This is a genomic window from bacterium (assembly GCA_020444065.1).
GTDB lineage: Bacteria > Sumerlaeota > Sumerlaeia > SLMS01 > JAHLLQ01 > JAHLLQ01.
This window is the reverse complement of record JAHLLQ010000004.1, coordinates 350,352-375,900: the sequence shown is the minus strand read 5'-3', so window position 1 is coordinate 375,900 and position 25,549 is coordinate 350,352. Positions and strand designations below refer to the sequence as shown.

The 25,549-nt window shown below is 60.3% G+C and carries 17 protein-coding genes; 11 read left to right on the top strand and 6 right to left on the bottom strand.

All coding sequences use genetic code 11. The features are described from left to right. The first annotated feature begins 63 nt into the window (after nt 1–63). The 4 genes from KQI84_12700 (at nt 64) to KQI84_12685 (ending at nt 6,841) form a co-directional block, all read left to right on the top strand. Entirely contained in the window at nt 64–3,282 is a 3,219-nt protein-coding gene (locus tag KQI84_12700; GenBank protein MCB2155736.1) for a hypothetical protein, read from the top strand. 167 nt (nt 3,283–3,449) lie between these two features. Then, nucleotides 3,450–3,884: a hypothetical protein gene (locus tag KQI84_12695; GenBank protein ID MCB2155735.1), complete on the top strand. Its 435-nt coding sequence runs from the start codon at nt 3,450–3,452 to the stop codon at nt 3,882–3,884. A gap of 153 nt (nt 3,885–4,037) precedes the next feature. Further along, nucleotides 4,038–5,183 (top strand): glycosyltransferase family 9 protein, encoded by a 1,146-nt coding sequence (locus tag KQI84_12690; protein ID MCB2155734.1) that lies wholly within the window; start codon nt 4,038–4,040, stop codon nt 5,181–5,183. Beyond that, entirely contained in the window at nt 5,180–6,841 is a 1,662-nt protein-coding gene (locus KQI84_12685; protein MCB2155733.1) for a DUF2029 domain-containing protein, read from the top strand. Before KQI84_12690 ends, KQI84_12685 begins: the two co-directional genes overlap by 4 nt. An 87-nt stretch (nt 6,842–6,928) precedes the next feature. On the opposite strand, the gene KQI84_12680 is transcribed toward KQI84_12685, so the two are convergent. The 3 genes from KQI84_12680 to glmU are packed head-to-tail and all read right to left on the bottom strand — an operon-like array spanning nt 6,929 to nt 9,892. Continuing rightward, nucleotides 6,929–7,627, bottom strand: a complete 699-nt coding sequence (locus tag KQI84_12680; GenBank protein ID MCB2155732.1) for a 50S ribosomal protein L25 — start codon at nt 7,625–7,627, stop codon at nt 6,929–6,931. Between the two features lie 48 nt (nt 7,628–7,675). Further along, a complete protein-coding gene (locus KQI84_12675; GenBank protein ID MCB2155731.1) occupies nt 7,676–8,641 on the bottom strand; it encodes a ribose-phosphate pyrophosphokinase in 966 nt (321 codons plus the stop codon). Between the two features lie 39 nt (nt 8,642–8,680). Next, nucleotides 8,681–9,892 carry a bifunctional UDP-N-acetylglucosamine diphosphorylase/glucosamine-1-phosphate N-acetyltransferase GlmU gene (gene glmU / locus KQI84_12670; protein ID MCB2155730.1) on the bottom strand — a complete coding sequence of 404 codons (1,212 nt, stop codon included), beginning with the start codon at nt 9,890–9,892 and terminating at the stop codon, nt 8,681–8,683. Between the two features lie 113 nt (nt 9,893–10,005). Between glmU and KQI84_12665 the strand changes: the two genes are divergently transcribed. Beyond that, nucleotides 10,006–10,857, top strand: a complete 852-nt coding sequence (locus KQI84_12665) for a rhomboid family intramembrane serine protease (GenBank protein ID MCB2155729.1) — start codon at nt 10,006–10,008, stop codon at nt 10,855–10,857. A gap of 4 nt (nt 10,858–10,861) precedes the next feature. On the opposite strand, the gene KQI84_12660 is transcribed toward KQI84_12665, so the two are convergent. After that, nucleotides 10,862–12,901 carry a PAS domain S-box protein gene (locus KQI84_12660; protein ID MCB2155728.1) on the bottom strand — a complete coding sequence of 680 codons (2,040 nt, stop codon included), beginning with the start codon at nt 12,899–12,901 and terminating at the stop codon, nt 10,862–10,864. 197 nt (nt 12,902–13,098) lie between these two features. Here KQI84_12660 and KQI84_12655 point away from each other — a divergent pair, with 197 nt between their 5' ends. From KQI84_12655 to KQI84_12635, 5 genes are all read left to right on the top strand, one after another. Continuing rightward, complete coding sequence (locus KQI84_12655) at nt 13,099–14,403, top strand: cytochrome c3 family protein (GenBank protein MCB2155727.1); 1,305 nt, start codon at nt 13,099–13,101, stop codon at nt 14,401–14,403. Between the two features lie 67 nt (nt 14,404–14,470). Next, nucleotides 14,471–14,680 (top strand): heavy-metal-associated domain-containing protein, encoded by a 210-nt coding sequence (locus tag KQI84_12650; protein ID MCB2155726.1) that lies wholly within the window; start codon nt 14,471–14,473, stop codon nt 14,678–14,680. A 170-nt stretch (nt 14,681–14,850) separates the two neighbouring features. Next, entirely contained in the window at nt 14,851–16,242 is a 1,392-nt protein-coding gene (locus KQI84_12645) for a hypothetical protein (GenBank protein MCB2155725.1), read from the top strand. 424 nt (nt 16,243–16,666) lie between these two features. After that, on the top strand, nt 16,667–17,710 hold the full coding sequence (locus KQI84_12640; protein ID MCB2155724.1) for a PilT/PilU family type 4a pilus ATPase: 1,044 nt from the start codon (nt 16,667–16,669) through the stop codon (nt 17,708–17,710). Nucleotides 17,711–17,719: 9 nt separating this feature from the next. Next, on the top strand, nt 17,720–18,790 hold the full coding sequence (locus KQI84_12635) for a PilT/PilU family type 4a pilus ATPase (protein ID MCB2155723.1): 1,071 nt from the start codon (nt 17,720–17,722) through the stop codon (nt 18,788–18,790). Between the two features lie 4 nt (nt 18,791–18,794). Here the strand turns inward: KQI84_12635 and KQI84_12630 are convergent, their stop codons facing one another. Both KQI84_12630 and KQI84_12625 read right to left on the bottom strand, forming a co-directional pair. Next, nucleotides 18,795–20,597 (bottom strand): VCBS repeat-containing protein, encoded by a 1,803-nt coding sequence (locus KQI84_12630; GenBank protein ID MCB2155722.1) that lies wholly within the window; start codon nt 20,595–20,597, stop codon nt 18,795–18,797. Between the two features lie 252 nt (nt 20,598–20,849). Next, nucleotides 20,850–23,834: a hypothetical protein gene (locus tag KQI84_12625; GenBank protein MCB2155721.1), complete on the bottom strand. Its 2,985-nt coding sequence runs from the start codon at nt 23,832–23,834 to the stop codon at nt 20,850–20,852. A 595-nt stretch (nt 23,835–24,429) separates the two neighbouring features. Here KQI84_12625 and serC point away from each other — a divergent pair. Further along, a complete protein-coding gene (serC, locus tag KQI84_12620; GenBank protein ID MCB2155720.1) occupies nt 24,430–25,515 on the top strand; it encodes a 3-phosphoserine/phosphohydroxythreonine transaminase in 1,086 nt (361 codons plus the stop codon). Nucleotides 25,516–25,549 lie beyond the last annotated feature (34 nt).

Genomic DNA, 25,549 nt, shown 5'->3' with positions numbered 1-25,549 from the left:
CAACCGAAGCAAGGAAGTGGATAAAAAGCGGGAATTCTCTAGCGATCCGGAGGCTGAAGTCGGATGCGGCACCAGACACGAATTGTTCGGTTAGCGATCCTGCTGTTGGCACTGGCGCTGACAGTGACGGCATGTAAAGGAACTCGCACCAACGTAGCGATCAAGAAGACCCAGGAAATGCTCGCGGAAATCGAGAACCTGCGGGGGGCGGAACATAACCCCGAGAAGGTCGAGGAAATCCGCAGTCTGATCAATCAGGCCAACAGTCAGTTGGCTGCCGAGCAGACGGGCCAGGCATTCGTTCTGGCCAAGCAGGCACAGACCACAGCGGACCAGACGTTGATCGACGTCCGGTCGGCGGAGGCCCGCGCACTGTGGACGGAAGCCGAGGAGGAGATCCGCGTCGCGGATATCAACTCCGGCAACCGCATTGATCCCGACCGTTATCAGCGCATCCTCGATTTGCGCTCCGAGGCGGAAGAGGCCCGCGCCAATAACGATTTCACGCAGACCATTCAGTTGGCCCGCGAGATCAAGGGCGAGGTGGCAACGCTGCTGTCCGAACTGAAGACAGAAGCGGAACGCCAGCGGATTCAGGCCGAGCAGAAACTGCTCGAGTTGAAGTCCGTCGGCGGCGGTACTTACGCTCCCGAGACAGTCATCAACGTGCAGGACGTGATCGCCCGCGCCGAAAAGACGATGGGCGAGGATCGCGACTACGTGTTGGCCGCTAACCAGTTCATCGAGGCGGCACGTGAGGCGGAACGCGGCATCGAGCAGGTGCTGCGCGAGCAGAGCGAGGAAATGATCGATGAGATCGAAAACCTCCTGGCCTCGGCGCTGAGCGAAGGTGCCCGCGAATTCGTTCCCGAGCAGTACAACACCGTCGTGAATCTGCACGAAGTGATGATCGGCGACTTCAACGAAAACCGTTACAACAAGGTCAAACTGCAGGCCAAGGAACTGAAGCCGATGGCTCAGAACCTGGTGCTGACGACGAAGCGCAAAGCCGCTGACTCCCGCATTGAGACGATCCAGCGCGAAATCAAGGCCCTCGTTGAGGGCGGCGCCCGTGAGTACCTCCCCGGCCGCGTCGAAGTTCTCGAGGACTTCCTGAACGAAGCACAGCAGATCCGCTCCGGCGCCGAGAGCGCTTCGCAGACCGAAGCCGAAGCAGCGTTCGACCAAATCAAGGAAATCGCCAACCGCGCTGCGGAAGAAGCCGACAAGATCAATCGCCAGTTCGAAGACCTCGCGACGGAAGCCATCCGTCTGGCGGGTAATCGTCTGGATACGACCGAGAGCGTCTATACCCAGGTCCAGGAAATCTTCGAGCCGATGGCCGAGGTTCCCGAGGACATGATTCCGTTCGAGTCGGGCAAGGAAGCCCGTCGCGTGCAGCTTGGCCAGGAACTGGAAGCCGCCCGCGAGAATCTGATCGTGGCGGACAACCGGCAGCGCGAGCAGAAGTACCGTGGCGCGATCCTGCTGGCCGAAGAGCAGTCCCGCGTGGCCGACCGCATCCTGGGTGAGGTTTATCACCTGGTTGCCAACAATGCCGTGATCGAGCTGTCGAACATGATCAGCCGTTACGAGCGCGACGGCGCCCGCGAATACGCCAGCGAGGAGTTGCAGCGCAGCAACCGCGACCTCGCCCGCGTCAAGGACGCGATCAACAAGGGCGATTACCTGCCGGCGACCGAACTGGCCGCCGCCGCCCGTGCGAATATCGAACTAATGGCTCAGCGCATCTCCGGCCGTGCCGTGGAAGACATCCGCGGTGCCCGCGAAGCCGCCGAGCGTGCAATGTCTGACAAGACCCGCAAGTATGCCGCGGAACTTCTGGTGCAGGTCAACGAGCTGATCCAGAACGCCGAAGTGGAGCTTCAGAACGGCCGCTTGAAGCTGGCCGTCGAGACTGCCAACCAGGCGATCGAGATGGCCCGCCAGGCCGAGGTAAAGGCGAACCGCATGGCCGCCGAAGACGCTCTGGCCGCGGCCCGCGAGCGCATCGAACGCGCCCAGAAGGCCGGCGCAGCGCTTTACGCCGGTCGCGACATGGAGAACTCGAAGAAGCTGATCGATTCGGCCCGCGGTCTGTACGACAACGGCGACTACGAGAAAGCTGAATCGCAGGCTCTGTCCTCGGCAGAACGCGCCGAGCAGGCCCTCTACAAGAAGATCAACGATGCCGAGGCGGCGATCGCCGACGCGAAGGCCGTGGGTGGTTGGGAGTACGACAACCAGACTCTGGCCCGCGCCAGCGCCAACGTTCGCATCTCTCGCGACAAGATCGATCAGGGCTACTACACGGATTCGGCCCGTCTGGCCGATTCGGCCGAGACTACGGCGACCGCCGTCGCCAAGTCCGCCAAACGCAGCAACTTCCGCGAAGCCGTTTCGCGGATGCGCGAGAACCTGATGGAAGGCCAACAGCAGGGCATCAACTACTTCCAGGTTCAGGATTCGGTCGAAGTTCGCCGCCGTCTTGCGGCCCTGGAGAATGAATTCAGCGTTGATCGTTACGACTACGTGATGGCGGAAATGGCGAAGCTGGAAGGCAAGCTGCGCCAGACCCTGGATCACACAGACGACCTGGTCGACAAGGTTGCCGAGCAGCAGACGGCTCGCCTGAACTTCCTGGTTCAGGAAGGCGCGGCGGATTACGCGGCGGATCTGATTTCAGATGCCCGTGGCAATCTGAAGTACGCTCAGTTGGACTTCAACAAGGGCCTCTACAAGTCGGCGCACAGTTCGCTCGAAAGCGCGATCAAGCAGATCGACGAGATCGAGTCGCGCTACAACCAGGAACATTACAGCGATTCAATTCTCGGAATCTTCGAAGCCTACGGCCGCGCCCAGCACCAGTTCAGCAACGTGCTGTCGCTGGGACCGAACGAGATGAAGGCTCTGGCCTTCGGCAGCTTCTCTCGCGGCAACGTGGTGGCCATCGCCGGCTCCTATACGCCGTCCGATTTCCGCGCCGCCGTTGAGCAGCTTTACTCGATCGTTCTTCAGATGGAGTATCCCGCAGACATGGAAGCGGCACACAAGGAAGTGATCACGGCCCTCAACGAAGGTCGTATCGCCGCGATTCACTTCGAGAAGCTGGTCATCTTGAACGAAGCGTCGAACGATGAGGGCGCACGCTTGATCGATCAGGCCTATGCACGGATCAACAGCTCGAACCAGATTATTGCCGAACTGAAGCGCCAGTTCTTCAGCGATGAAGTTCGCTTCCGTCTTGTTCAGTCCGGCGTGACGTTGAGCGACATTCAGTAACTAAGGTAGCAAAGCAGGAGAACCGGGATGCTCAAACTCAGTTTCTTGGAGAATTTGAACTACGTCTATCGCGTGGAACTTCTCGCGATCGCCGGAATCGTGTTGCTTCTGCTCTACGTCTTCTGGGCGCTGAACATCTTCCAGAAAAAGAACTGACCTAAGCAACCATGGCGAAAAAAAAGGCCGTTCAACATCTCTCGATCGAAAATCGGATCGCCGTCGTGCGCGAGTATGCAGCCCTGTGGCAGCAGTTCTTCACGTACTTCTCCGACGATCTGATCGAGAAGAATATCACCCAGGAAGAAGAACACGAGTTCGGCAACCTGGTCAGCATCCTGGCACTGAATCACTTCAAGTTCCAGGAGCTCTCCATCGACTACTTCAAGGATGCTCCAAAGATCCTGAATGTTCTGACGGAGACGGTGAGCCTGAGCCACATGAAGGCCCAGCCGGAAGCCACATTCAGCAAGATTCAGATCGAATGGCACACGCTGTTCATCGGTATGAACAAGGCTCTCGGCAAGCTGTTGAGCGAGCTGCCGCCAAAGCGCCTGGCGGAAGTCCAGGCCGAGCAGCAGGGCGGGCAATCGCCCGAAGGCTGACGACCGGTCACAACAAGTTCTCAAACCGCCCGGTACGATCCGGGCGGTTTCCTTTTGTCCGCGCCGAGCCAGGACTCCTGTTCGCCCTTGCGTGCCGAGCGTCCCCCGGCGAAACGTAGTGCTGGAATTTGAACCTCCCGTCAAGAGGCCCGCGTGACGTCCTTCGCCAACATCGATCCGCAACAGATCAAGGAAGACTGCCGATTCTATTCGGGTTACAAGCCCTGTGGGAAGTCCGATGGCTGCCCTGATTGCGCAGAGTACCAGCCGCGGGGAACGGAGATCCTGATTATCAAGCTCGGCGCGATGGGCGACGCGTTGCGAACGAAGTGTCTCCTCCCGGGCCTGAAGCGCCTCCACCCGCAATCCTGGATCACATGGCTGACAGCCCCCGGCACCGAGCCGATCGTCCGCGATCCACTGGTGGACGAGGTGCGCGCGCTGACGCCGGGCGGAGTCCTGGCTCTGGAGGGCAGGTGTTTCGACCTGCTGCTCTGCCTTGATAAGGATGCAGAAGCCGTTGCCCTGTCGCGCAAGATCGAAGCGACACGCAAGCTCGGCTATGCGCCGACGGCGGGCAACCAGGCGACTGTCTGGAACGACGGCGCGACCTATGCGCTGCGCCTCGGGCTCTCGGACGATTTGAAGTATCGGCAGAACGAGCTGACACACCCCAAGATCCTGTACGGCATGGCGGAGATGGAGTACCAGGGCGACGAATACGGCCTGGAGGTCTCCCCTGCCGCCAGGGAAGCTGCAGAGTGCATTCTGGAGCGCGGGGGAGTCCCCAAGGGGGCACGATTAATCGGCCTTAACACAGGCTGCGGGCCTGTCTTCGAGACAAAGGCGTGGACGCAGGAGGGCTACGCCGAACTGATCCAGCGACTGTCCGCGCAACCGGAGCTTTGCATGATCCTGCTGGGCGGCCCACGGGAGCAGGAACTGCATCGCGACCTGATGCACCGCGCGGGCGACCTGGCCGGGGCGCGTGTCTTTGATTCGGGGAATTTCAACTCGCTTGAGGTCTTCTTCGCGCTGGTGGACGAATGCGCTGCCTTGCTGAGCGCCGACAGTCTGGCGATGCACGTAGGCATTGCTCTGAAGAAACAACTGGTCGCCTTCTTCGGCCCAACCTGCCACCAGGAGGTGGACCTGTTCGGCCGCGGTGAAATGATCGTGACAGATTTCCAGTGCTCCCCATGCTATCTGAAGCGCTGCAACGTGCGGCCATCGTGCATGCAGTCCATGGACGCGGCCGATGTCGAAGCGGCGATTCTGCGCGTGCTGGAGAACGCATGAGCGATCAGGAGCCGATTGCGGAGCAGGCGCCCCCTCGCCGCACGAGCGGGCATCTATGGCTGGCCATCGCGCTGATTCCGCCGGTGATCCTGCTGCTCTTCATCGGGCTGCATCCGTTCAAGCGGTCAGTCGAGGCCATTGCGTATCCGTACCAGATCGACCCGGAAGAAGGCTTTCTGTTCGAGCAGGCCATCCAATTGGCTAAGGGCCGGACGATCTATCCCGATATTTCCGGATACCCCTATACCGTTGGCAACTACCCTCCTGTCTATCCCGCCATGTGGGCCGGGCTGGTGCCGTTTGCCCCGCGCAGCATCGCCCCTGGGCGCCTGCTGGCGACCTTGGCCACTCTCGTGATCGTCGCACTGCTCCTCTACGGCATTCTGCGAGAGACGGGGCTCGTGGTGCCGTCGCTGCTTGGGGCCGGTCTCTTCCTGGCCACCTGGGATCTGAACGACTGGATCGCCTATGCTCGAGTCGATCTGCCAGCGATCGCTTTCGGCCTGGCGGGGTTGATCGCGATTACCTCGTCGCGGCGCTGGGCCGGATTGTGGGCGGGCGTGGCGCTGTTCACGCTCGCGTTCTTCACAAAGCAAACCCAGATCGTCGCTCCAGCTGCAGTGCTCGTCGGAATGCTGTGGCGGCGCGAGACAACGCGTGCAGGCATCTTCTGCATCGCAATGCTGGCGGCCGTCGGCATCACGACGCTGGCCCTTCAGTTGATGACCGGCGGGGAGTTCCTCCGCCACACTGTGCTCTACAACATGAACGTGTTCGATCCGGAGCAACTGCAGCGCTGGATTCACCACATCTGGTTCTGGGGCAAGTTCAAGATCGTCGCCACGGCGCTGCTGCTGATGGTCGTACCGGCTGTCTGGCGTCACCAGCGTTGGATCGAACGAGACGAGGAGAGCGGCGAAGAGGAGGCCCAGGACGACACGCCTCCGGAGGGAATCACATTCACCGCGTACCTGATCTTTGCGACTTTGTCTGTGATCAGCATCGGCAAGGAAGGCGCCGCGGCGAATTACCTGCTGGAGTTCAATGCGGCGATTGCGCTGTTCGTGGGCGTGAACCTGGGGTTGCTGGTGCGCCGCGTGGGCGATCGCGAGCACCCCCACCAGACGCTGACGCTCATGAGCGGCCTCACCATCGCTCTGTTCTGGTTTCATGCGCTCGATCTGTTTGCATACCCGGTCGCCGATGGCGTCCAGAAGCGCGATCTGCTCGCCGGCGGACCTACGCAGCAGGACCGTGCGGTCGCCGAGGTCGTCTACAGCCAGGTCCTCGACGCGACGGGGCCGGTGCTGTGCGAGGAGCCGGTCTTCAACATCCTTGCGGGCCAGAAAGTGCTCTTCCAGCCCTTCATCATGAGCCAGTTGGCGAAAGAGAAGAAATGGGACGAGTCGGGCTTTGTGAAGGATCTGATTGAGGGGAAATTCGATCTGATCGTCACAAGCCAGGACCTGATGGACGATGACCAGTTCTTCTGGCGCTTCACGCCAAACATGCGCGCGGCAATCAAGGCAAGCTACGTGGAGAAGTCCCACGTCGGGCGCTACTTCCTGTACGTCCCCAAAGACCCGTCTGAGACCGATCCAGATCGCCCATGGATCGCGGCTCTGAGTTGGGACTCGGCGCATCTCGATGCGACCTGAGCGGGGACTTGGCTTGCCGTAAAAAGCAAAAATCGCCGGCCGGGAGACCCCGGCCGGCAGAGTTCTGCAACACTGAAATCGGAAGGATTATTCCTTCGCTTCGCCTTCGGCGGCTTCGCCCTCTTCGGCTTCGCCTTCGGCGGCTTCGGCTTCGCCTTCTTCACCACCGGCAGCGGCCGCAGCCTCTTCGGCGGCGAATGCAGCAGCTTCCAGCTTGGCCTTCGAAACGATCGAGAAGATCGTCGTGTCAGGCTCTTCCAGGTACTCGACGCCCTCAAGAACGGGCAGGTCGGAGATATGGAAGGTTGCGCCGGCGCCAAGCTCAGTCAGGTCGACTTCGATGTGAGCCGGAACGTTGCCGGGCAAGCAGCGAACTTCAACCTTGTAACGAACCTGCTCGAGAAGGCCGCCTTCTCGAACGCCAAGCGGCGTGTCGCCAATCTGGCGAACGGAAACCTTGAGCGTGATTTCCTTGTTCATATCCACGCGGAGCAGATCGACGTGTTCGATCTTGCTGGTGACGGGATCGCGCTGAAGCGCCTTGATGAAGACCTTGTCGTGGTCGCCGTTGTCGACGTTCAGGTCGATTAGGACCGAGTCGCCGTGGGCGGCTTGCCGGACGAGTTGGAACTCGTGGGCATCCAGGACGATAGAGACGGCATCCTTGCCGCTGCCGTAGACGACACCGGGAAGCATCCCGGCGAAGCGCAGCTTCTTGGCCTTCTCTTTACCGCGCTCCTCGCGAACCTTCGCGTCGAGCTTCATTGCAACTGCCGTTTGAGCCATTCTTATAACCTCCGCGTGTGTCACAACCCGGGTTGAGCCTTCAGCCGTTCAGGGCTTCGCATTCTGAAACAGAGCACTGACAGAACTGTCTTTATGAATTCTATCAATGGCTGTCGCCAGCAATGGGGCTACATCCAGGATTTTGATCTTTTCCGGTAATCTTTCCCTATCCTGAAGGATGGTGTTTGTGATGGCGATCTGCTTGATCGGAGCCTCTTGCAGACGGTCTAAAGCCGGTCCGCTCAACACTCCATGTGTCGCCAGGGCATAAACATCCCGTGCGCCCCTCTCGCGAAGGGCCTGGGCTGCGTTACATATGGTGCCCGCCGTGTCAATCAGATCATCGAAAATCAGTACATTTCTTCCCACGACTTCCTCGGCACCGATGATGGCCATGACCTCGGAACGATTGGGCTCCGGACGACGCTTGTCGATGATCACCAGGTGCAGCCCGAGACGGGTCGCATAGTCCCGGCCGAGCTTCACATTGCCCACGTCCGGAGAGACTACGACGGCCTTGCTCAGATCCAGCGTCCGGGCGTGCTCCAGCAGGATCGAGCCTGCGTACAGATGATCAAGCGGGATGTCGAAGAACCCCTGGATCTGGCTGGAATGCAGGTCGATCGTCAGAACGCGATTGGCACCGGCCGTCGTCACCAGGTTGGCGACCAACTTGGCCGACAGGGCAACGCGGCCCTGAGCCTTGCGGTCCTGGCGGGCGTAGCCGAAGTACGGGATGACGGCCGTAATGCGATCGGCGCTGGCCCGACGGGCGGCGTCCAGGAGCAGGAGCAGCTCCATCAGGTTCTCGTTCGCCGGCTTGTGGGTGGACTGGACAATGAAGATGTCCCGCCCGCGGACATTGTCGTTGATGCGGACAAAGGTCTCGTCGTCACTGAACTTGCGGATTTCGGCGTGGCCGAGCTGAATCTTCAGGCAATCCGCCACGCGCTGGGCTAGATTGACCGAATCTCGGCCGCAGATGATGAGAGGTCCTTCCGGGTAACGGTTCATGATGGGCAGGTTCCTCATGTCCGAATTGGTCGAGGGTGATTACTTCTTCTTCGCGCCGCTCTTGCGGGCCTTCTTGGCTGGGGCCTTTTTGGCTGGTGCCTTCCGTCCCTCTGCCTTGGGAGCACCGAGGAGGAAGTCCGAGTGCAGGTCGAGCATCTCGTAATCCTCGTCGAGGTCCTGTTGGCTGATTTCCTCGAACGTGCCGATCCGGGCACCGGCGGGGAGCTTGGTCCCGGGGCGAATATGGGCGTAGGGACCGATCTGGACGTTCTTCCCGACGGTGGCGTCCTCGACGATCGAGTTCCGCACAACAACACCATCGTTGAGCCGGGCGTCGTGCAACGAGCAGTTCGGGCCAATCCGACAGCCTTCGCCGATCTGGGTCGCGCCCTCGATGATCGTGAACGGCAGGATCTTCGTGTCCCGGCCGATCTTCACCGTGTTGTCGATGTACGTATTCTGAGGATCGACGATGGTGACGCCTTCGTCCATGATGCGGTTGTTGATGCGGGCGCGCAAGAATCGCTCGGCCTGGGCCATGTCGCGGCGGCTGTTCACGCCGACAACTTCCGTCGGGTCCTCGCAGACGACGGCTTCGACTTCTTTGCCTGCCACCTGGAAGATCTCCACCACATCCGTCAGGTAGTATTCCTTCTGAGCGTTCTTATTGCTCACGCGGTTGATTGCCCACGCCAGGTCCTGGGCGTCGAAGCAATACGTGCCGGTGTTGATCTCGTCGATCTTCTCTTCGTAGGTGTTGGTGTCCTTGTGCTCGACGATCTTGCGAACGGTGTTGTCGCGATTGCGGACAATTCGCCCGTAACCGGTCGGATCCGGCAATGTGGTCGTCAGGACAACGCAAGCGGTGTGGTGGCTGCGACGGCGGTGCAGAAGCGCCTCGACCGTCTCAGTCTTGATGAGGGGCGCGTCGCCGCACATGATGAGGACATCGGCATCCTTGTTGGCGAACTTGCGGCGGGCCATCTTGACGGCATGCGCAGTGCCCAGGCGATCCTTCTGCAGGATGCACTCGGCTCGGGAGCCAACATGGGCCTTCACCTCGTCGTGCAGATGGCCCGTGATCACGTAGACCTCGTCCGGCTTCAGCGGCTGAAGAGAGTCCAGCACGTGATCGATCATCGGGGTGCCGCAGATCGAATGCAGGACTTTGGGCCGCTGGGACTTCATGCGGGTTCCCTGACCGGCGGCCAGAATGACCGCGATCAACTTGCGCTTGCTCTTTTTTGCCATGGGAAGACCTTCCGTTCTCTTGGTACAAGTCCGGGGAACGTAAACCTCGGTTCGGGGGGGAGGAAAGGAAAATCCCCCGAATCGGCCGGCATTTACCGTCATCGGATGGGGCAGTGGAATCGTCGCTCGCGGGAAGCGATCTCGCGGGGCTGCAGACCCGCGTCAATCCGCTTGCCGCCGGGCTACTGCCGAGGGTCAACTCAGATGTTATGCTATTCTTTCTCTTCCCGTGCGGCATGAACCTGCGGCTCTCGAAGCGAGGGCTGTTTTCGTACGTGTTGCTGGCACTGATTCTGTACCGATTGATCGCCGCGACGATCTACCCGGCGCAGCTCTCTGTGCTGATCACCCAGATGTTGCCGCCGGAGGCCTGGAATGTCGAATTCTGGTCGGCGATTCTCCAGAGCCTGTTCACGCCGGTCACACAGCTCCCACCGCCTCTCCAGATTTCGTCCTCCTACCCGACATCCGTGTCGCTGATCATGCTGTTCTGGCTTATCTTCGGCCCTGCCCTGGAGGATCGACTCGGCCGTGAGGGCTTCGTCTTGTTCTACCTCGGCGGGGCGCTGATATCGGCAATCTGCTGCTCGTTGCCCTTTATGGGGGATGTTCCCATCTTCTGGCTGGGACATGGTGCAGCACTGTTCATGATCGGTGTCTGCTATCACCAGTTTCTCACCGACGAAGTGAAGCTGTTCTACCTGTTCTTCCTCTGGATCCCGTGGACGAACAAGAGCGGGATCGCTCACATCTCCAGCCTGTTCGTCCTGACGCCGATTCACATCATGGCGGCGCTGGCGCTGAGCCCAATCTGGTATATCCAGCGCGACGAGATGAGTGGCGCCGCCATCGGAGCGGGCATCTGGGCATTCCTGCTGCCGTTCGTGGGCACAGGAGTGTCTTGGGTGTACGATCGACTTCGCAGAAAGATGATCCCGCAGGAAGAAGCCCAGGTAATGGGCTGATCGGTCAGACGCACGGCAGGTAGATGTGGAAGGCGGTTCCTTCGCCCGGCGTGCTGTCGACTTCGATGGTTCCGCCATGCTGACGGACAATTCCATAAACAGTCGAAAGCCCGAGTCCGGTCCCCTTGCCCGGCTCTTTCGTCGTGAAGAACGGCTCGAAGATGCGCGGCATGGTTTCAGTGTCGATTCCATGGCCGGTATCGCGAACGGCCAAGTGTACGAATTGCCCCGGCTTGATGCCGATGCGCTGACGCGCGTAATTCTCGCTCAGTTCCTCGTTTTCGACCTCGATGGCGATTGAGCCGGAGCGTTCCAGTGCGTCGCGCGCATTGACGACGAGGTTCAAAATCACCTGCTCCATCTGGCCGCGGTCGCCACGGATTTCGCCGAGTTTTCTCTGCGTCTTGATGGTCAATTCGTGCTCGCGGCCGACGAGTCTTCGCAGCATCTGCTCGATATCGCTGACGACCTCGTTAAGAGCCATGCGCTTCGGACGTGATGACTGACGTCGGCTGAAGGCAAGCACTTGCTGGATCAAGTCCGTTGCGCGCTGGCCGGCGCGAAGGATTTCGTCGATGTCGCCGCGCAAAGGATCGTCCTCGTGCAACTGGCGATAGAGCAGGTACTCGCAGTGCCCGGTGATGACGCCGACGATCGTGTTGAAGTCATGGGCCAGCCCGCCGACAACGCGACCGACCGCCTCCAGTTTCTGAATCTCGCGCAGCTCGCGGGCGATTCGTTCGCGCTCCGAAATGTCGATGCCGGAACTGACGATGAACGCGCGCTTTCCTTCTTCATTCAGCAGACATGCGTTGCGCCATGCGATGAGGCGCTTCGTCCCGTCGCGACACATCCAGTGGTTCTCCGCTTCATTCGTAAACACCGTCCGGCGGAGTTGACTGAAGACGCGGCGCACTTCGCGAACGTCGTCTTCGTCGACCAGGAAATCCCAAATCGTTCGACCAAGGACCTCCTCCGAGCTGTAACCCGTTAGTGCTTCGCAAGCGCGATTGAAGCGCACGATCCGACCGCGGATGTCTGTGACAACCAGCAGGGCGCCAGCCGTGTCCAGCACGGTGGAAACAAAGTTGCGCTCCTCCTGCAAGTCGCGTTCGGCTGCTTTTCGAGCCGTGATGTTCTCGTGAGAGACAACGACGCGCTGGCCGTCGTGGCCGCGGAAACAGGTGACCTGCATCTTGAACCATTGCTCGGACTTGGCCTTCGGGCAGAGGTACTCCATCGAGAAATCGGGAGTATCCCCACGCATGATCGCGCGAATTCCATCCGCTGCGCGGCGTCCTTCCTCGCCCATGCTCTCGAGGCAGACCTTCAGGTAGTTCACGCCGATCCCGTCCTCGGGGATCCCGAGGTTGTTTTCTCGAGTGTACCGCCGCCAGGCGTCGTTGACGTGGATGATGATGCCTTCACTGTCGAGAATCGCGATGTGATTCGAAAGCGAATCGAGGATCGATTCGAGGAATCGGCTGGTCTGGCGAATGCGCTCGGATGCTTCGCGTTTCTCGGTGACGTCGCGGCCGATTCCAGTGAACATCCGCCGCCCATTCACCAACATCTCGCTGACAGAAAGCTCCATCGGGAAGACGGTGCCGTTCTTGCGCCGGCCAACGACTTCAACGCGCCGACCGATCACGTGATTCTCGCCGGTCTCCATGTAGCGATGCACGTACTCGTCGTGGTGTTTCGAGAAGGGTTCGGGCATCAGCAAGGTCAGGTGCTCGCCGAGGACTTCCTTGGCTTTGAAACCGAACATCTTTTCCGCGGCGGGATTGAACGCATCGACGATTCCAAACTCGTCGATCGTGATAATCGCATCCACAGCCGTGTCGACGATCGCGCGCAGTCGCGCCTCCGTCTCGATCGGACAGGGGCGCTCGGGCACGGGCGCCTTGGCCTTCGCCGTGGCCTTCGCGGCTTTCTTGCGCCCCTTGTGAGCGCGCGGCTTCTTTGTCTCTTTGGCCATGTCAGCACCGTGTCGGCTGGCAATCTCGCCGATTCGATCGCCGACGGAATCGAACCGGTCCAATTCTGACTGGCAGCCTAACGCCCGGTCATCGTGTCGTCAATCATCCTCGGGAACCGAAATGAAGAACTTCAGGTGCGACTGTGAAGATATGAATAGTTGTCTGCTTGACTTCTGCAACCGAACAAGCAACCATACAGTATTGGGATAAAGGAATTGATGGTTCAAATATTCCGAAATGGGAATTGGAGAAGCCAAAAATGAACAGATTCAAGCTCTGGATCGCCGCTGCGTTCGCAGTGGCCGTGGTTGTCCCGACACTCGCAGAACCGGATATGATCGTTCCGGATGTCGATCGTGAACAGCTCGGAACGCATGTCGCTCTCGGTTGGAACGACCTCGGGATGCACTGCATGAATTCGGACTTCAGCGTAATGACTGTCCTGCCCCCCTACAACAATATCTGGGTCCAGGTGATCGAGCGCGGCCCGATCCCCACACTCGTCGAGAGTGGTGTGACGCTGACGTATCGCTTTCCGGAGAACACGACGAGTTCGAATAAGGTGAATTTCTGGAATTACGCGCAGGCCCTGTTTGGAACCACGCCAGCCACCGATGTGGGTCTGACGGGCAAAGGACTGACCGGCGAACTGGATTGGAACGGGACGGCGTTCGAAGCCGCGGGCATTCCGCTGACGCCCTGGAGCGATGCCGATCTTGCCAATGAGCAGCCTTACCAATGGGCGGAAGTCTCCGTGACGACCGAGCCCGATGGGACATTGGTCGACAAGACAACTTTCGTGGCACCCGTGTCGACCGAGATGCGCTGTAACAAGTGCCACGGCGGCAGCACGGAGGCGCAGACGGCTCGGAACATTCTGGAAGAGCACGACGAAGAGGAAGGCACAAACCTGATGGGCAGCCAGCCTGTCCTGTGCGCCAGTTGCCACGCCTCGAATGCCCTCGGAACGCCCGGTATCGGCATCAAGAACCTGTCGCGCGCCGTACATGGCCTCCACGCCAAGGAAGAGGGCAACATGAACTGCTATGATTGCCATCCGGGCCAGAATACGCAGTGCCAGCGTGGCGCGATGTCGATCGCCGGCATTGGCTGCACGGATTGCCATGGAACCCTGACGGAGATGCGCACGGCGCTGAATAATGGACGTCAACCGTGGCTGGAAGAGCCTCGCTGTCAAACCTGCCATGAAGATCATGGCGAAGAAGCCGGAACCCTCTATCGCCAGAGCACGGGCCACGGCGGGGTCTACTGCGCCGCATGCCACAACAGCCCCCACGCCCTGATGCCGACGACCCAGAGCCGCGACTGGGTCCAGTCCATGCGTGTCCAGGGCACTGCGACGTACATCAAGGACTGCCTGGTGTGTCACACCGAGCAACCGATGGCGCCGGGACCCCACGGCGTGATCACGAGCTACCTGATGGTTCGAATGCTGGACAAGGAGTCGCTGCTGACGCCGGTGCAGTTCCCTGCAGCGGAAGTCACGGAAGATTCTGCGTTCGATGTGGCCGACGTGATCCACCAGGTCGGTCGAGGCCTCTGATCACAGGAGTTGCTCTGGTCCGTTCCTCGCGAGGCCTATTGGAAACCGCAACGAGGAGATTGTCCAGATGTCAAAAGCGACACTGAAGGTCGAAGGGATGTCCTGTGGAAAGTGCGCCGCCCGCGTCGAGAAGGCCGCTCTGGCTCTCGATGGCGTGACGGCGGTGTCGGCGAGCCACGAACAGGACTCCGCAACTGTCGAATTCGAAGATGGAGCGGTCACAACGGCCCAGATCGCGGATGCGATCACCGCTGCCGGGTACTCTGCGAGCGCTTGAGGCGTTGTGCAACCCGGCCACACTGAGCGTCTCAGCCCCCATCGGAATGCGCTCCCCCGGGCAAAAAGGCTTGCCGCACTTTCGGGGGCTTTCTACTCTTTTGGTATCTATGGGGGTTGCCTCACTCCTGGGGGGCCGGACGCGCCCTTCAGCAGGGCAACGGTGTGTATATGTCGCGTTTTGAACTGAGAGAATCGGACTACGGCTTCAACGCTTCGTTGGATCCTTACCTTGTGCTCAAGCGCATGGGGTTTACGGAGTCCTCGATTTACCAGGAAGGCGCGATCGTTCGCGTCCATTGCCCGATCCACAAAGACCTGGTTCGCAAGTCCCTGATCGTCGACACGACCGAGAAGACATTCAAGTGTCAGTACTCGCAGTGCGAGGCTTACGAGGGCGGTCTTCTGATCGAACTCGTCGCGCTGTATTACGACTGCGGCCTCGACGAAGTGACCAGAAATCTGTTCGGCGAGGAAGATAAGTCGAGCGACCTGCTGTTCCGCGGCGAAATGTTCATCAACAAGGGCATGCACCACGACGCCCTCCCCTACCTGGAGCAGGCGGTCTCGCTGGATCCCCGCAACGAGATTACGCGCTCGAAGCTCGCGGCTCTGCTGCTGGAGTTGGGGCGCAAGGACGACGCCTATCGCGAGTACCTGCAGGCGGCCGAGTCCTACGCCGTTCGCGGCGAGTTGGACAAGACGCTCTCGATTTACAACATCCTGATCATCCTGCAACCCGGCGCCGTGAAAGCGCGCAAGGAGTTGGCCTATCTGTTCGCCCGCATGGGACGCCCCGATGCGGCGGCCGAACAGTTGAAGTGGGTGGTCGATTTCTACATGCAATACAACCAGGTGCGCGGTGCCCAGGAATCGATCAACTCGATGCTGGAACTGGCGCCCGATAATGGCATGTGCCACTACCTGCTGGCGCTGCTGCACGAGAAGGCGGGCAAGCGTGTCCCGGCAATGCAGGCTTACGAAAAAGCCATTAAGATGTTCCTGGACACGGAAGAGATCAACCGCGCCGAGGGCGCTCTCGCGCAGGCCATTGAACTCGCTCCGGCGAATCCGCGTCTGAAGGAACTGAGCGAGCAGATTGAAGAAAAAGCCGCGGAGATTGCCGCTCGGGAGCCGGAGGAACAAGAAGGCTCCGGCGGCTCCGAGGAAGAGCAGTTCATCGATTGGCTGCGCGGAGTGGACGAGAAACTGGCCATGGGCGTCGACGAAGAAGAGGCCGTTTCCGGTGCCGTCAGTCGCGAAGCAGTTCCCAAGCAGGGCGGACGCCAGGAACCGGTACAGGCCGAGCCCGTCAACCCGTACGACACGTCGGAGATTTCGCCGGAAGATCGTCGAGTTCTGCTTTGCCTGAACGACATGAAGGACCTGACGCCGGAGCAGTTGGAAAAGATGCGCCAGCAACTGATCGGCATGTTCACAGAGGTCCGTAAGACCTACGAAGACGGACTGCTCTCCGATTGGGAGATGCGGACGATTAAGGACTTCTACAAGGCCTTCTGCGTCGCCGTCGATCAACACCGCCGGGCCGAAAGCACCGCCTGATTAAGAACCGTTAGTTCCGATCTGGAGACGAGGGGGCGGCACTCCGCACACAGGGGATTCTGTTGTGGCAACGGATCGCGAAATCCTCGAAGCGGCTCTCGAAAACCGCCTCATCACCCGCAAACAGCATCAGCACATCCTGGAGGAGCTCGAGAGCTTCCCCGGCCAGAACGCCGAGGATCTGATGGTGAAGCGTCACTTCCTGACGCCTGACCAGTTGGAACAGCTCAAAACCGAACCGATCGACGAGCACCCGACAAAGCCGATTCAGTCCCAGCCCCGGGCTCAACAACAGGCACCTCCCAGGCCCCAGACGAATCCCGGCGGCGCGACGCCGGCTCGCCACGTTCCGCCCGCACAAACGGTTCAGGAAGTCTCGCCGGCAGAAGCCCGCTCGCACTCGCAGCCCCAGACACTGAAGGAAATGCTTCGGCTGGCGCGACATTGGGGCTGCTCCGATCTGCATCTCTCCGCGGGGCGACCGCCATTCGTTCGATTGAACGGCCAGATTCGCTACATGGAGATGGATCCGCTGACGCCGGAGAAGTCGAAGGAGCTGAACTTCTCGCTGTTGAGCGAAGAGCAACGCCAAAAGGCAGAGAAGGATTTGTCGCTGGACTACGCGCTGGATATTCCGCGCGTGGGCCGACATCGCTGCAATGTGTACAATCAGCGCCTCGGTTGGGACGGAGCCTATCGCATCATCCCTCACAAGATCCCGACGTTTGAAGAGTTGGGCCTGCCACCGCCGCTGAAGATGTTGACGGAGTACCCGCAGGGCCTGGTGCTTGTGACCGGACCGGCGAGTTCCGGAAAGACCACATCGATCGCGGCGATGCTGGACCTGGTGAATCAGAATCGCGATGAGCACATTATCACCATCGAAGATCCGATCGAGTTCGTACATTCTTCAAAGAACTGCCATGTGACGCAGCGCCAGGTGGGATCGCACTCGGAGTCGTTCGGCTCTGCATTGCGGGCGTCGCTGCGCGAAGATCCGGACATTCTGCTGGTCGGTGAGATGCGCGATCTGGAAACGATCTCCATCGCGATCACGGCCGCAGAAACCGGGCACCTCGTATTCGGAACGCTGCATACTGGAAGTGCTCCACGCACGGTCAGCCGCATTCTGGATGTCTTCCCGTCGAACCAGCAGGCGCAGATCGCCGTGATGGTCAGCGAATCCCTTCGCGGCGTTGTCAGCCAGCAGTTGATCCCTCGTCGCGATGCGCAGGGCCTTGTGTTGGCGATGGAGATTCTGCTGGTCACGTCGGCCGTGTCGGCGTTGATCCGAGACTTGAAGTTCCACCAATTGTTGAGCGTCATGCAATCCGGCAGGCGACTCGGCATGCAGACGATGGACGATTCGTTGATGGAGTTGTTGAAGCGCGGATACATCACGGGCTTCGAAGCGTACCGGCGCTCGGATAACAAGGCAGCCTTCGAACAGTACAGGAACCAGACGTAAGGACGCACGATGGCGCAACTGGACAGACTCTTTGATTCGATGCTGAACGCAGGCGCATCCGACTTGCACCTGGCGGAGAATCACGTTCCGAAGATCCGGCTGCACGGCAAGATCATGCCGGTTCCAAACGCCGGCCCCATCGACGGTCCAACACTGACGGCGATGATGAAGGAACTTTGCCTCCCGAATTTCTGGCAGGAGTTTATCGACACGGGCGACCTGGATTTTGCCTACGGCCACGGCTCGAAAGCGCGTTTCCGTGCAAACTATCACCGCAACTTCAACGGCGTCGGCGCTGTATTCCGCACAATCCCGTCGCGCATTCTCACCCTTCAGCAGTTGCGCGTTCCGTCGGTGCTCGAGTCGTTCGGACACTTCAATTCCGGGCTGGTTCTGGTAACGGGACCGACGGGTAGCGGCAAGTCGACGACGCTGGCCGCCATTATCGATTCGATCAATGCAAACTACGCTCGCCACATCGTAACGATCGAGGAGCCGATCGAGTTCGTTCACGCGCCAAAGAAATCCACGATCGTGCAACGCGAAGTCGGTATTCACGCGCATTCGTTCGCGGACGCGTTGCGCAGCGCAACCCGCCAGGACCTGGACGTTATTCTGGTCGGCGAGATGCGCGATCTGGAAACGATCAGCCTTGCTGTGACGGCTGCTGAAACGGGAACGCTGGTTTTCGGAACGCTGCACACGAATAGCGCGATCAAGACGATCGATCGCATCATCGATGTCTTCCCGGCGGATCAGCAAACTCAGATTCGTTCGATGCTCGCGGTGTCGTTGCGGGCCGTGTGCGCGCAGTTGCTGCTGCGGACAAACGATGGTTCCGGCCGACGCGCCGCGAACGAGATTCTGCTGCAAACACGGGCCGTTTCAAACTACATCCGCGAAGGCAAAACGAACCAGATCAACCAGATCATCATGTCCAGCCGCCAGGTCGGCATGCAACTCATGGACGACGCCATCGAGGACTACCTGCGCGAAGGCATTGTCAGCCCGCAGGAAGCTTACATGAAGGCGCTCGACAAGGATCGCTTCCGCCGCTACATGCGCGCGGAACTGCCGTAATCGATCAATAGGCCATCCAACCTCCGCGCACCCAACGGAACTCGATCGTGATATCGCCGTTGGCGTTCAGCGCTTCGGTGTTACCGACCGGATCTGTCCCGATCGTCTGGAAGTGGTAAAGCCCATCGTCGCCGTCGACGACGGAGCTCGCATCGAAGTCGATCGTTCCCGTGTTCGACTGCGGCGTCCCGTAGGGCTGGAATGCGCCCAACGGCGTCTGGTCAGCACGGCGGTAGTACAACTGCACCGCATGGACGCTGGTGGTTTCGTCGCTGGCGTTGTAGGTGAACGTGATCACTGGCGAGGTCTGTGTCACCGGCGAGAATGGACCGGTGACCTGAGTCGCCGGTGGAACGCGATCGAGCGTGATGGTGTCCGTTGTCGCGGGACCAACCCATCCCAGATTCGAAAGTCGCACAGAAACCACGTGGGGTCCGTCCGCGTCGGGCAGTACGAGTGGAGTATTCGGCTGACCGTAGTAGGGTGCGCTCAGCGACGTTGCGAAGTCATCGGCAGAGGCGTAAAGGAGATCGAGGTGGTTGCCAGTCGCGGAGCCCAGGCCGAGCACGATGTTGCGGGTGTCGGTGTACGCGTGCGGGTCGATGTTGTCGCCGGCGATCGGCTGTTGCGGGTCAATGGAATCGAATGCGACAAGCGGCGAACGATTCACGTATAACGCGGAAACGCTATCGTCGTTCGAAGCTGACAGCAGATCCGGATCGCCATCGGCATCCACGTCCCCAAACTTCACGAAGAGCGGGAAGTCCCACGCGTCCGACAATGTGTGATGCGCCCATGTGGATGCGTCGCCGTTGGTGTTCTCGTGCCACGTAACCAGGTCCACAAAGGCTGCCGTCGAAGCCACATCCAAGTCGCCATCGCCATCCACGTCTGCCGCAGAGACAGACGCAGCGCCATCGTAGCTTGGGATAATTGTGTGTGGAGCCCATCCGCCGGCCGAACCGTTGTTTTCGTACCAGAGGATTTCCTGATCGCTGATCAGAGCGGCCAGGATATCGTCGTCATGATCTCCGTCGATGTCGACCACGCGCAGATCTCGCACTCCGCCGGCGGCCAGATCGACGTCATGGCGAGTCCACGTTCCGCCATCCGTTGCAGGTGCTTCGAACCATGCCACCGCATTGCTACCGAATCCGGGAACGACAAGATCCGGGCGGCCATCGCCGCTCAGATCCGCCGGCCAGGCCGATTGCGGTGCCAGAAGCGACGAAGTCACATCGTCCTGCACAAAGGTTCCGTTTGTCGAAAGGCGATTCTCGAACCAGATGACCTCGTTGGTGTTTCGAATCGTTGCGATCAGGTCGAGGTCGTCATCGCCATCCATGTTGTAGCAGTAGATGAACTTAGGACCGTCCAGGCCGGTTAGCAGGACGTGCTCCGTCCAGGTCATTCCACCGTTCGAATTCTCGTACCAGACGAGGCGCCCGCCATCGAAGGCCGCGGCGGCGACGTCAGTGTCATTGTCGCCGTCGAGGTCACCCGCGCTGACCCAGACCGGGCCGAACAGCGAGTCGGTGATCGTGTGCGGAGTCAGCGTGGGCGTCGTCGCGTTGTCGCTCTTGAACCAGGCGACCGTGAACGAGCCGAAGTACGCACCAATGACGTCTTCCTGTCCATCGCCATCGATATCTGCGAGGTCAAAGTCGCGCGGCACGTTCAGCGATCCCGCGAAAGGGGCGGAACTGCCGTCGAAGACCTGCGCCTGGGCGCCGGTAGAGAATGCAAGTGCAGCCAGCAGGAAGATGCTCATCCAGGCTGAGATGCGAAAACCGTTTGTCGGGGTCATATGTCTCCGTGATTGCCCATCGGGTGTCGGTGTGGCGCGCCGGGAAGCCGCAAGGCTCTCCCCCGCCGGAAACCGGACGGCGCGCGAGATGGGCCGATGCAATGCAGAAAGACTGGCGCGAATGGGGAAGAGTGTCAACGCCTGGGGGTGACATCGGAGGCCATCCCCCAAATAACCGCCCGCCCCTCCGGGGTGGGAAGGGGCGGGCGGGCCAGTCAGGTGGTAAGTGGAGTTTCCGCTCGGAAACCGTCCTTATTGCGCGCGAAGCTCGATGTACTGGATTTCGTTGCCGTAGTTGAAGCCGACGGTCATGCCGTTCGCCTTGATGTCGGCGCCGCTGCGGGCCGAGCCCCAAAGCGGGGTGTTCGGATCGCCGGTCAGGTTGTAGGCCTGGTACATCGTCGAGTCGCCAAGCGGCAACACGGACGGGATGTTGTAGCTCTCGCTGCCAACGTTCCACTCGCGCAGGTTGATGAAGACCAGCATGACGTCGCTGCCTTCCCAACGAGCCGCGGCGTAGATCTGATCGTTGAAGCCGCCGGTGCTCTGCGTGCCGAGGAAGTAACGGTTCGTGGAGCGCAGGGCCGCGTGGTTGGCGCGGGCGTCGTTGATCTTCTTGTACAGCGCGTTACGGGTGGAGTCGTTGTTGTTGTCCCAGTAGTACTTCATGTCCGACCAGACGTCGAAGGCGATCTTGTCAGGCACGCCCAGGGGCTGGCCCATGTAGGCCATCGGCACGCCGTACAGCGAGGACGCGACGGCATAGCGAGCGGCCATCATCCAGGCGCCGGCGCCACCGGGGCTCTCGTCGTGGCTGCTGCCGTTGTGCATCACGGCCACGTTGTAGCCGTAGGCGCTGGATTCGCTGTCCAGGCTGCCAACCAACTGCGTCATGGTCAGGTCGCCCTTGCGGTACAGGTAGTGGTCGACGGTGGTCATGAGGTCGAAGTGGCGGCTGGTGCGGTAGCGGGTGTGGGGCTCATCGAGAACCTCAGCCAGGAAGACGAAGTCCCACTTGGACTGACGGGTCTTGTTGATGATGTACTCCCATGCCGGGGCGGGCAGGCCCTGCGCGAAGTCGGCGCGGATACCGTCCAGCTTGTTGCCAGTCTGGTTCAGCCAGTAAGGCACGTAGTAGGCGAAGTAGTTCCAAACGCGGGCGACTTCGTCCTTGGTGGACTGCGACGTGTTGGTGTCGGTCCAGGTCCAGAATTCGTCGCGCTCATCTTCGAACCAGCCAATGCCGTCGCTGTAGGGATAGCCGAAGCCCAGGTGGTTGTAGTCGCCAAAGTACCAGTCGACCCCGGCGTCGAACCACTGGTGGCGGTTCTGCTGGTCGCCGGGCGCCCAGGTCGCGCAATCGTTGTAGCTGGTGGCGGGCTGACGGTAGCCGTAGTTGCCGGCATACCAGTCGGAGCGCTTGGTGACCCAGCTCGAGCGATTCGAGCGAATCTCGTCGAATTCCTGGCCGGAGGTGCAGTAGCCGAGGTCGACGGCGCCCTGGCCGTACATGACGTCCCAGCCGGCGTGGTTCATCGCGACGTCGATGAAGATGTTAAGGCCCATGTTCTCGGCCTGGTTGACGACGTACTGGAACTCGCTAAGAGAGTCGGCCCAGGTCCATTCGTCGCTCAGCATCTCGTTCACTTCCCAGTAGTTCCGGGTCGCGTAGGGGCTGCCTGGGCTGATGTTGCTGCCCACGCTGCCGTTCTGGGCCAGGAAGTCGCCACTGGGGTACCAGCGCTGCGTCGTGATCGGGTGGATCGGCATCATCCAGATGGTGTTGAAGCCGAGGGTGTTCTTCACATAGTTCAGGTTGAACGGGTCGTAGCCGTCGGTGTCGTGATCGGTGAAGTCTTCGAAGGTGCTGCGTCCGCCGGAATCGGAGGAGGTCGCTTCAACGTTCAGAGAGTTCACTTCGTAAATGCTCAGGTCCAGGACCTTCTCGGGCGAGACGACGATGTTGCAGTCGCGCTGGTGGATCGTGGTGCCGTCGCCGGGCAGGTACTGGTTGTGCCACTGCCAGTCGTAGCCCTGGGCGCGCCAGCGGGTCGTCACGCGGTAAACGCCGCAGGTGTCGACATTCATGGTCGCCATGTAGACGTAGTCATTGCCGACCTGCTCGACGAAGGACATCGGGACCGTGACGTAGTAGCTGTTCGCCTGGTTGATGTCTTCGAGCGGCTCGTAGGTCTTGGCGTAGTCACGACGGTTCAGGTTCGTGAAGACTTCGACTTCGATGTTCTCGTGGGGAACGCCATCGGTCCAGACGTCGACCGTGACGGTGAGAGGAACGGACTCATTCGCGTCCTCGTCGATGTAGTACTTCGCCACGCCGTAGTTGGCGTCGCGGCCGCCGCCCCAGACGTTGGGGTCGTAGACCTTCATGCGGCCCATCCAGCCGTTGCCGGACCAGTACGGAGTTGCCGTCGGCGTGGGCGTCGGGGTGTCCGTCGGGGTCGGCGTGGGGCTGGGGGTCGGAGAAGCCGTCGGTGTGGGCGACGGAGTCGGCGAATCGGTCGGCGTGGGAGTCGCGGTCGGGGTCGGCGTCGGTCCGGTGGAGACCGAGAAGTGCCAGTCGTTGCCGCCATTGTTGTCCCAGGTGCCGCCGTCATAAAAGACCATGTCGATGGACGACGTGGCCGAGGCGTTGACGGTGTATGTAACTTCCCAGAAACCGTCGACGTTCTGGCTCATGGCGACGTCGGAAACGCCGCTCCATCCGTCGTATCCGTGGTGGATGTTGACGCTGGAGTGACCAGCCAGCGGGCCGCTGGCGGGATCGTAAAGAACTGTGACGCTGCCGCCTGCCGGAGCCGGGTCCGGAGAAATCGCGACCTGGTTCGGGATCGGCGTGGGTGTCGGCTGGGCCTGGACGGTGAAGTGCCAGTCGCTGCCGTTGTTGTTATCCCACGTTCCGCCTTCGTGGAACACCATGTCGAGCTGAGTGGCGTTGCTGGGGACCGAGTAGGTGATCACCCAGTTGCTGCCGCTCTGCGACATCGCGACGTCTTCAACGTTCTGCCAACCGTTGATGCCGCGGTGAATAGTCACCGAACTCGCGCTGGTCAGCGGTCCGCCCGAGGGATTGTAGGTCACGGTGACGTTGGATCCGGCCTGGGCCGGGTCCGGGGAGATCGAGACGCTTCCGGCTGCCAACAGCATTCCGGGAAGTGCCGCGAGGAGGAAGAGTGCGACCGTAATGGCCTTCAGTCCTCTGAATCTTGTGTAAATCACGGTGGGAACCTCTTGAGGTGTGGTGTCGCGGTTTGGGCATCTGCTCTCGGCGGCCTGTTACAATTCCCTTTTGCAACCCCGATTTCGTTTTGCGCCCCGCTTCGATTCAGCCCGCCCAAACCGTTTTCGCAAGCACTACTCTCAATTAACTCTCAGCACTGCAAGGGGCGTCGGTCCATAAACTCCGTGTATTTTATCAATCATTTTACCTGATTTAATCGATCCAACACATTTGGTTGAAATTCTTGGAATAAATAAGGGTTGTAAAAGCTGTAAAAGGCCGGACAAACCTCGCAGGAGCAATGCTCTACGGTCCAAATGGAACTATGCCAGTTTCTGAGGCGAACCGTTCGAATCTGACTTGGATTCCGAATTCGCGATACTTCTCTGACATCAGGACCGATGCAGGTTGCCTTCGGCCGGGTGTGCTGGCAAAGAGGCCGGGAATCGGAGGGAAAGGGGCCGGAGGGGACCCGATGGGACTTGACAACCGGCCACATATTCAGGCTGTTTACCGGGTTTTTGGAAGAGAGACACGCTCGTCGCGATGTCGCGTCCTTTTCTCCCGAACACATTTCAGCAGGAGAGGTCACTTATGGAAACCGCTATCAAACGGGCCGTCAACTTCAGCGCCGGTCCCGCCGTTCTGCCCGTCGAGGTCCTGGAGGAAGCCCGCGAGAACCTTCTTTCGCTCGGCGATACGGGAATCGGCATCATGGAGCATTCCCACCGCGGCAAGCCGTTCATGGCTGTCATCGAGCAGGCCGAGGCGGACTGCCGTGACTTGCTGAATCTGAGCGACGATTTTGCCGTTCTCTTCCTCCAGGGGGGAGCAAGCAGCCAGTTCTTCATGGCTCCGATGAACTTCCTGGGAGGGGGCACGGCGAACTACATCGATACCGGAAGCTGGTCTGCCAAGGCCATCAAGGAAGCCAAGCTGTACGGTACCGCCCACATCGCCGCCAGCAGCAAGGAAGACAATTACACCCACATTCCGAAGGAAGCGAACTACGCGGACGGCGCGAAGTACACGCACTTCACGTCGAACAACACGATCGCCGGCACGCAGTGGAAGAGCGAGCCGGAGGGATCCTCTGCGCCGCTGATCTGCGATGCCAGCTCGGACATGATGTGCCGCCCTCTGGACATGTCGAAGTACGGCATGATCTACGCCGGCGCGCAGAAAAACTTGGGCCCATCGGGCGTTACACTCGTCATCATCCGCAAGGACCTGGCCGAGACCGGCCCGAAGGACATCCCCACGATGTTGCAGTACCGCACGCACATCGACAAGGGCAGCATGTACAACACGCCGTCGACCTTCGGCATCTACATCATGGGCCTCGTCTTCAAGTGGCTGAAGAACAACGGCGGCCTGTCGGCGATCTTCGAACACAACAAGAAGAAGGCCGGAATTCTGTACGATTGCCTGGATGGCAGCGACTTCTTCAAGACGCCGGTGCAGAAGGACAGCCGCTCGCTGATGAACGTCGTGTGGCGCCTGCCGAGCGAAGACCTCGAGAAGCAGATGATCGCCGAGGCGGATGCCGCCGGCTTCAAGACGCTGAAGGGGCACCGCTCCGTCGGCGGCCTGCGCGCCAGCATCTACAACGCCATGCCGATCGAAGGCGTTCAGGGCCTTGTCGAGTTCCTGAAGGACTTCGAGAAGAAGAACGGCTGACAGCCTCTAATATCACTCAACACACATTGTTGCG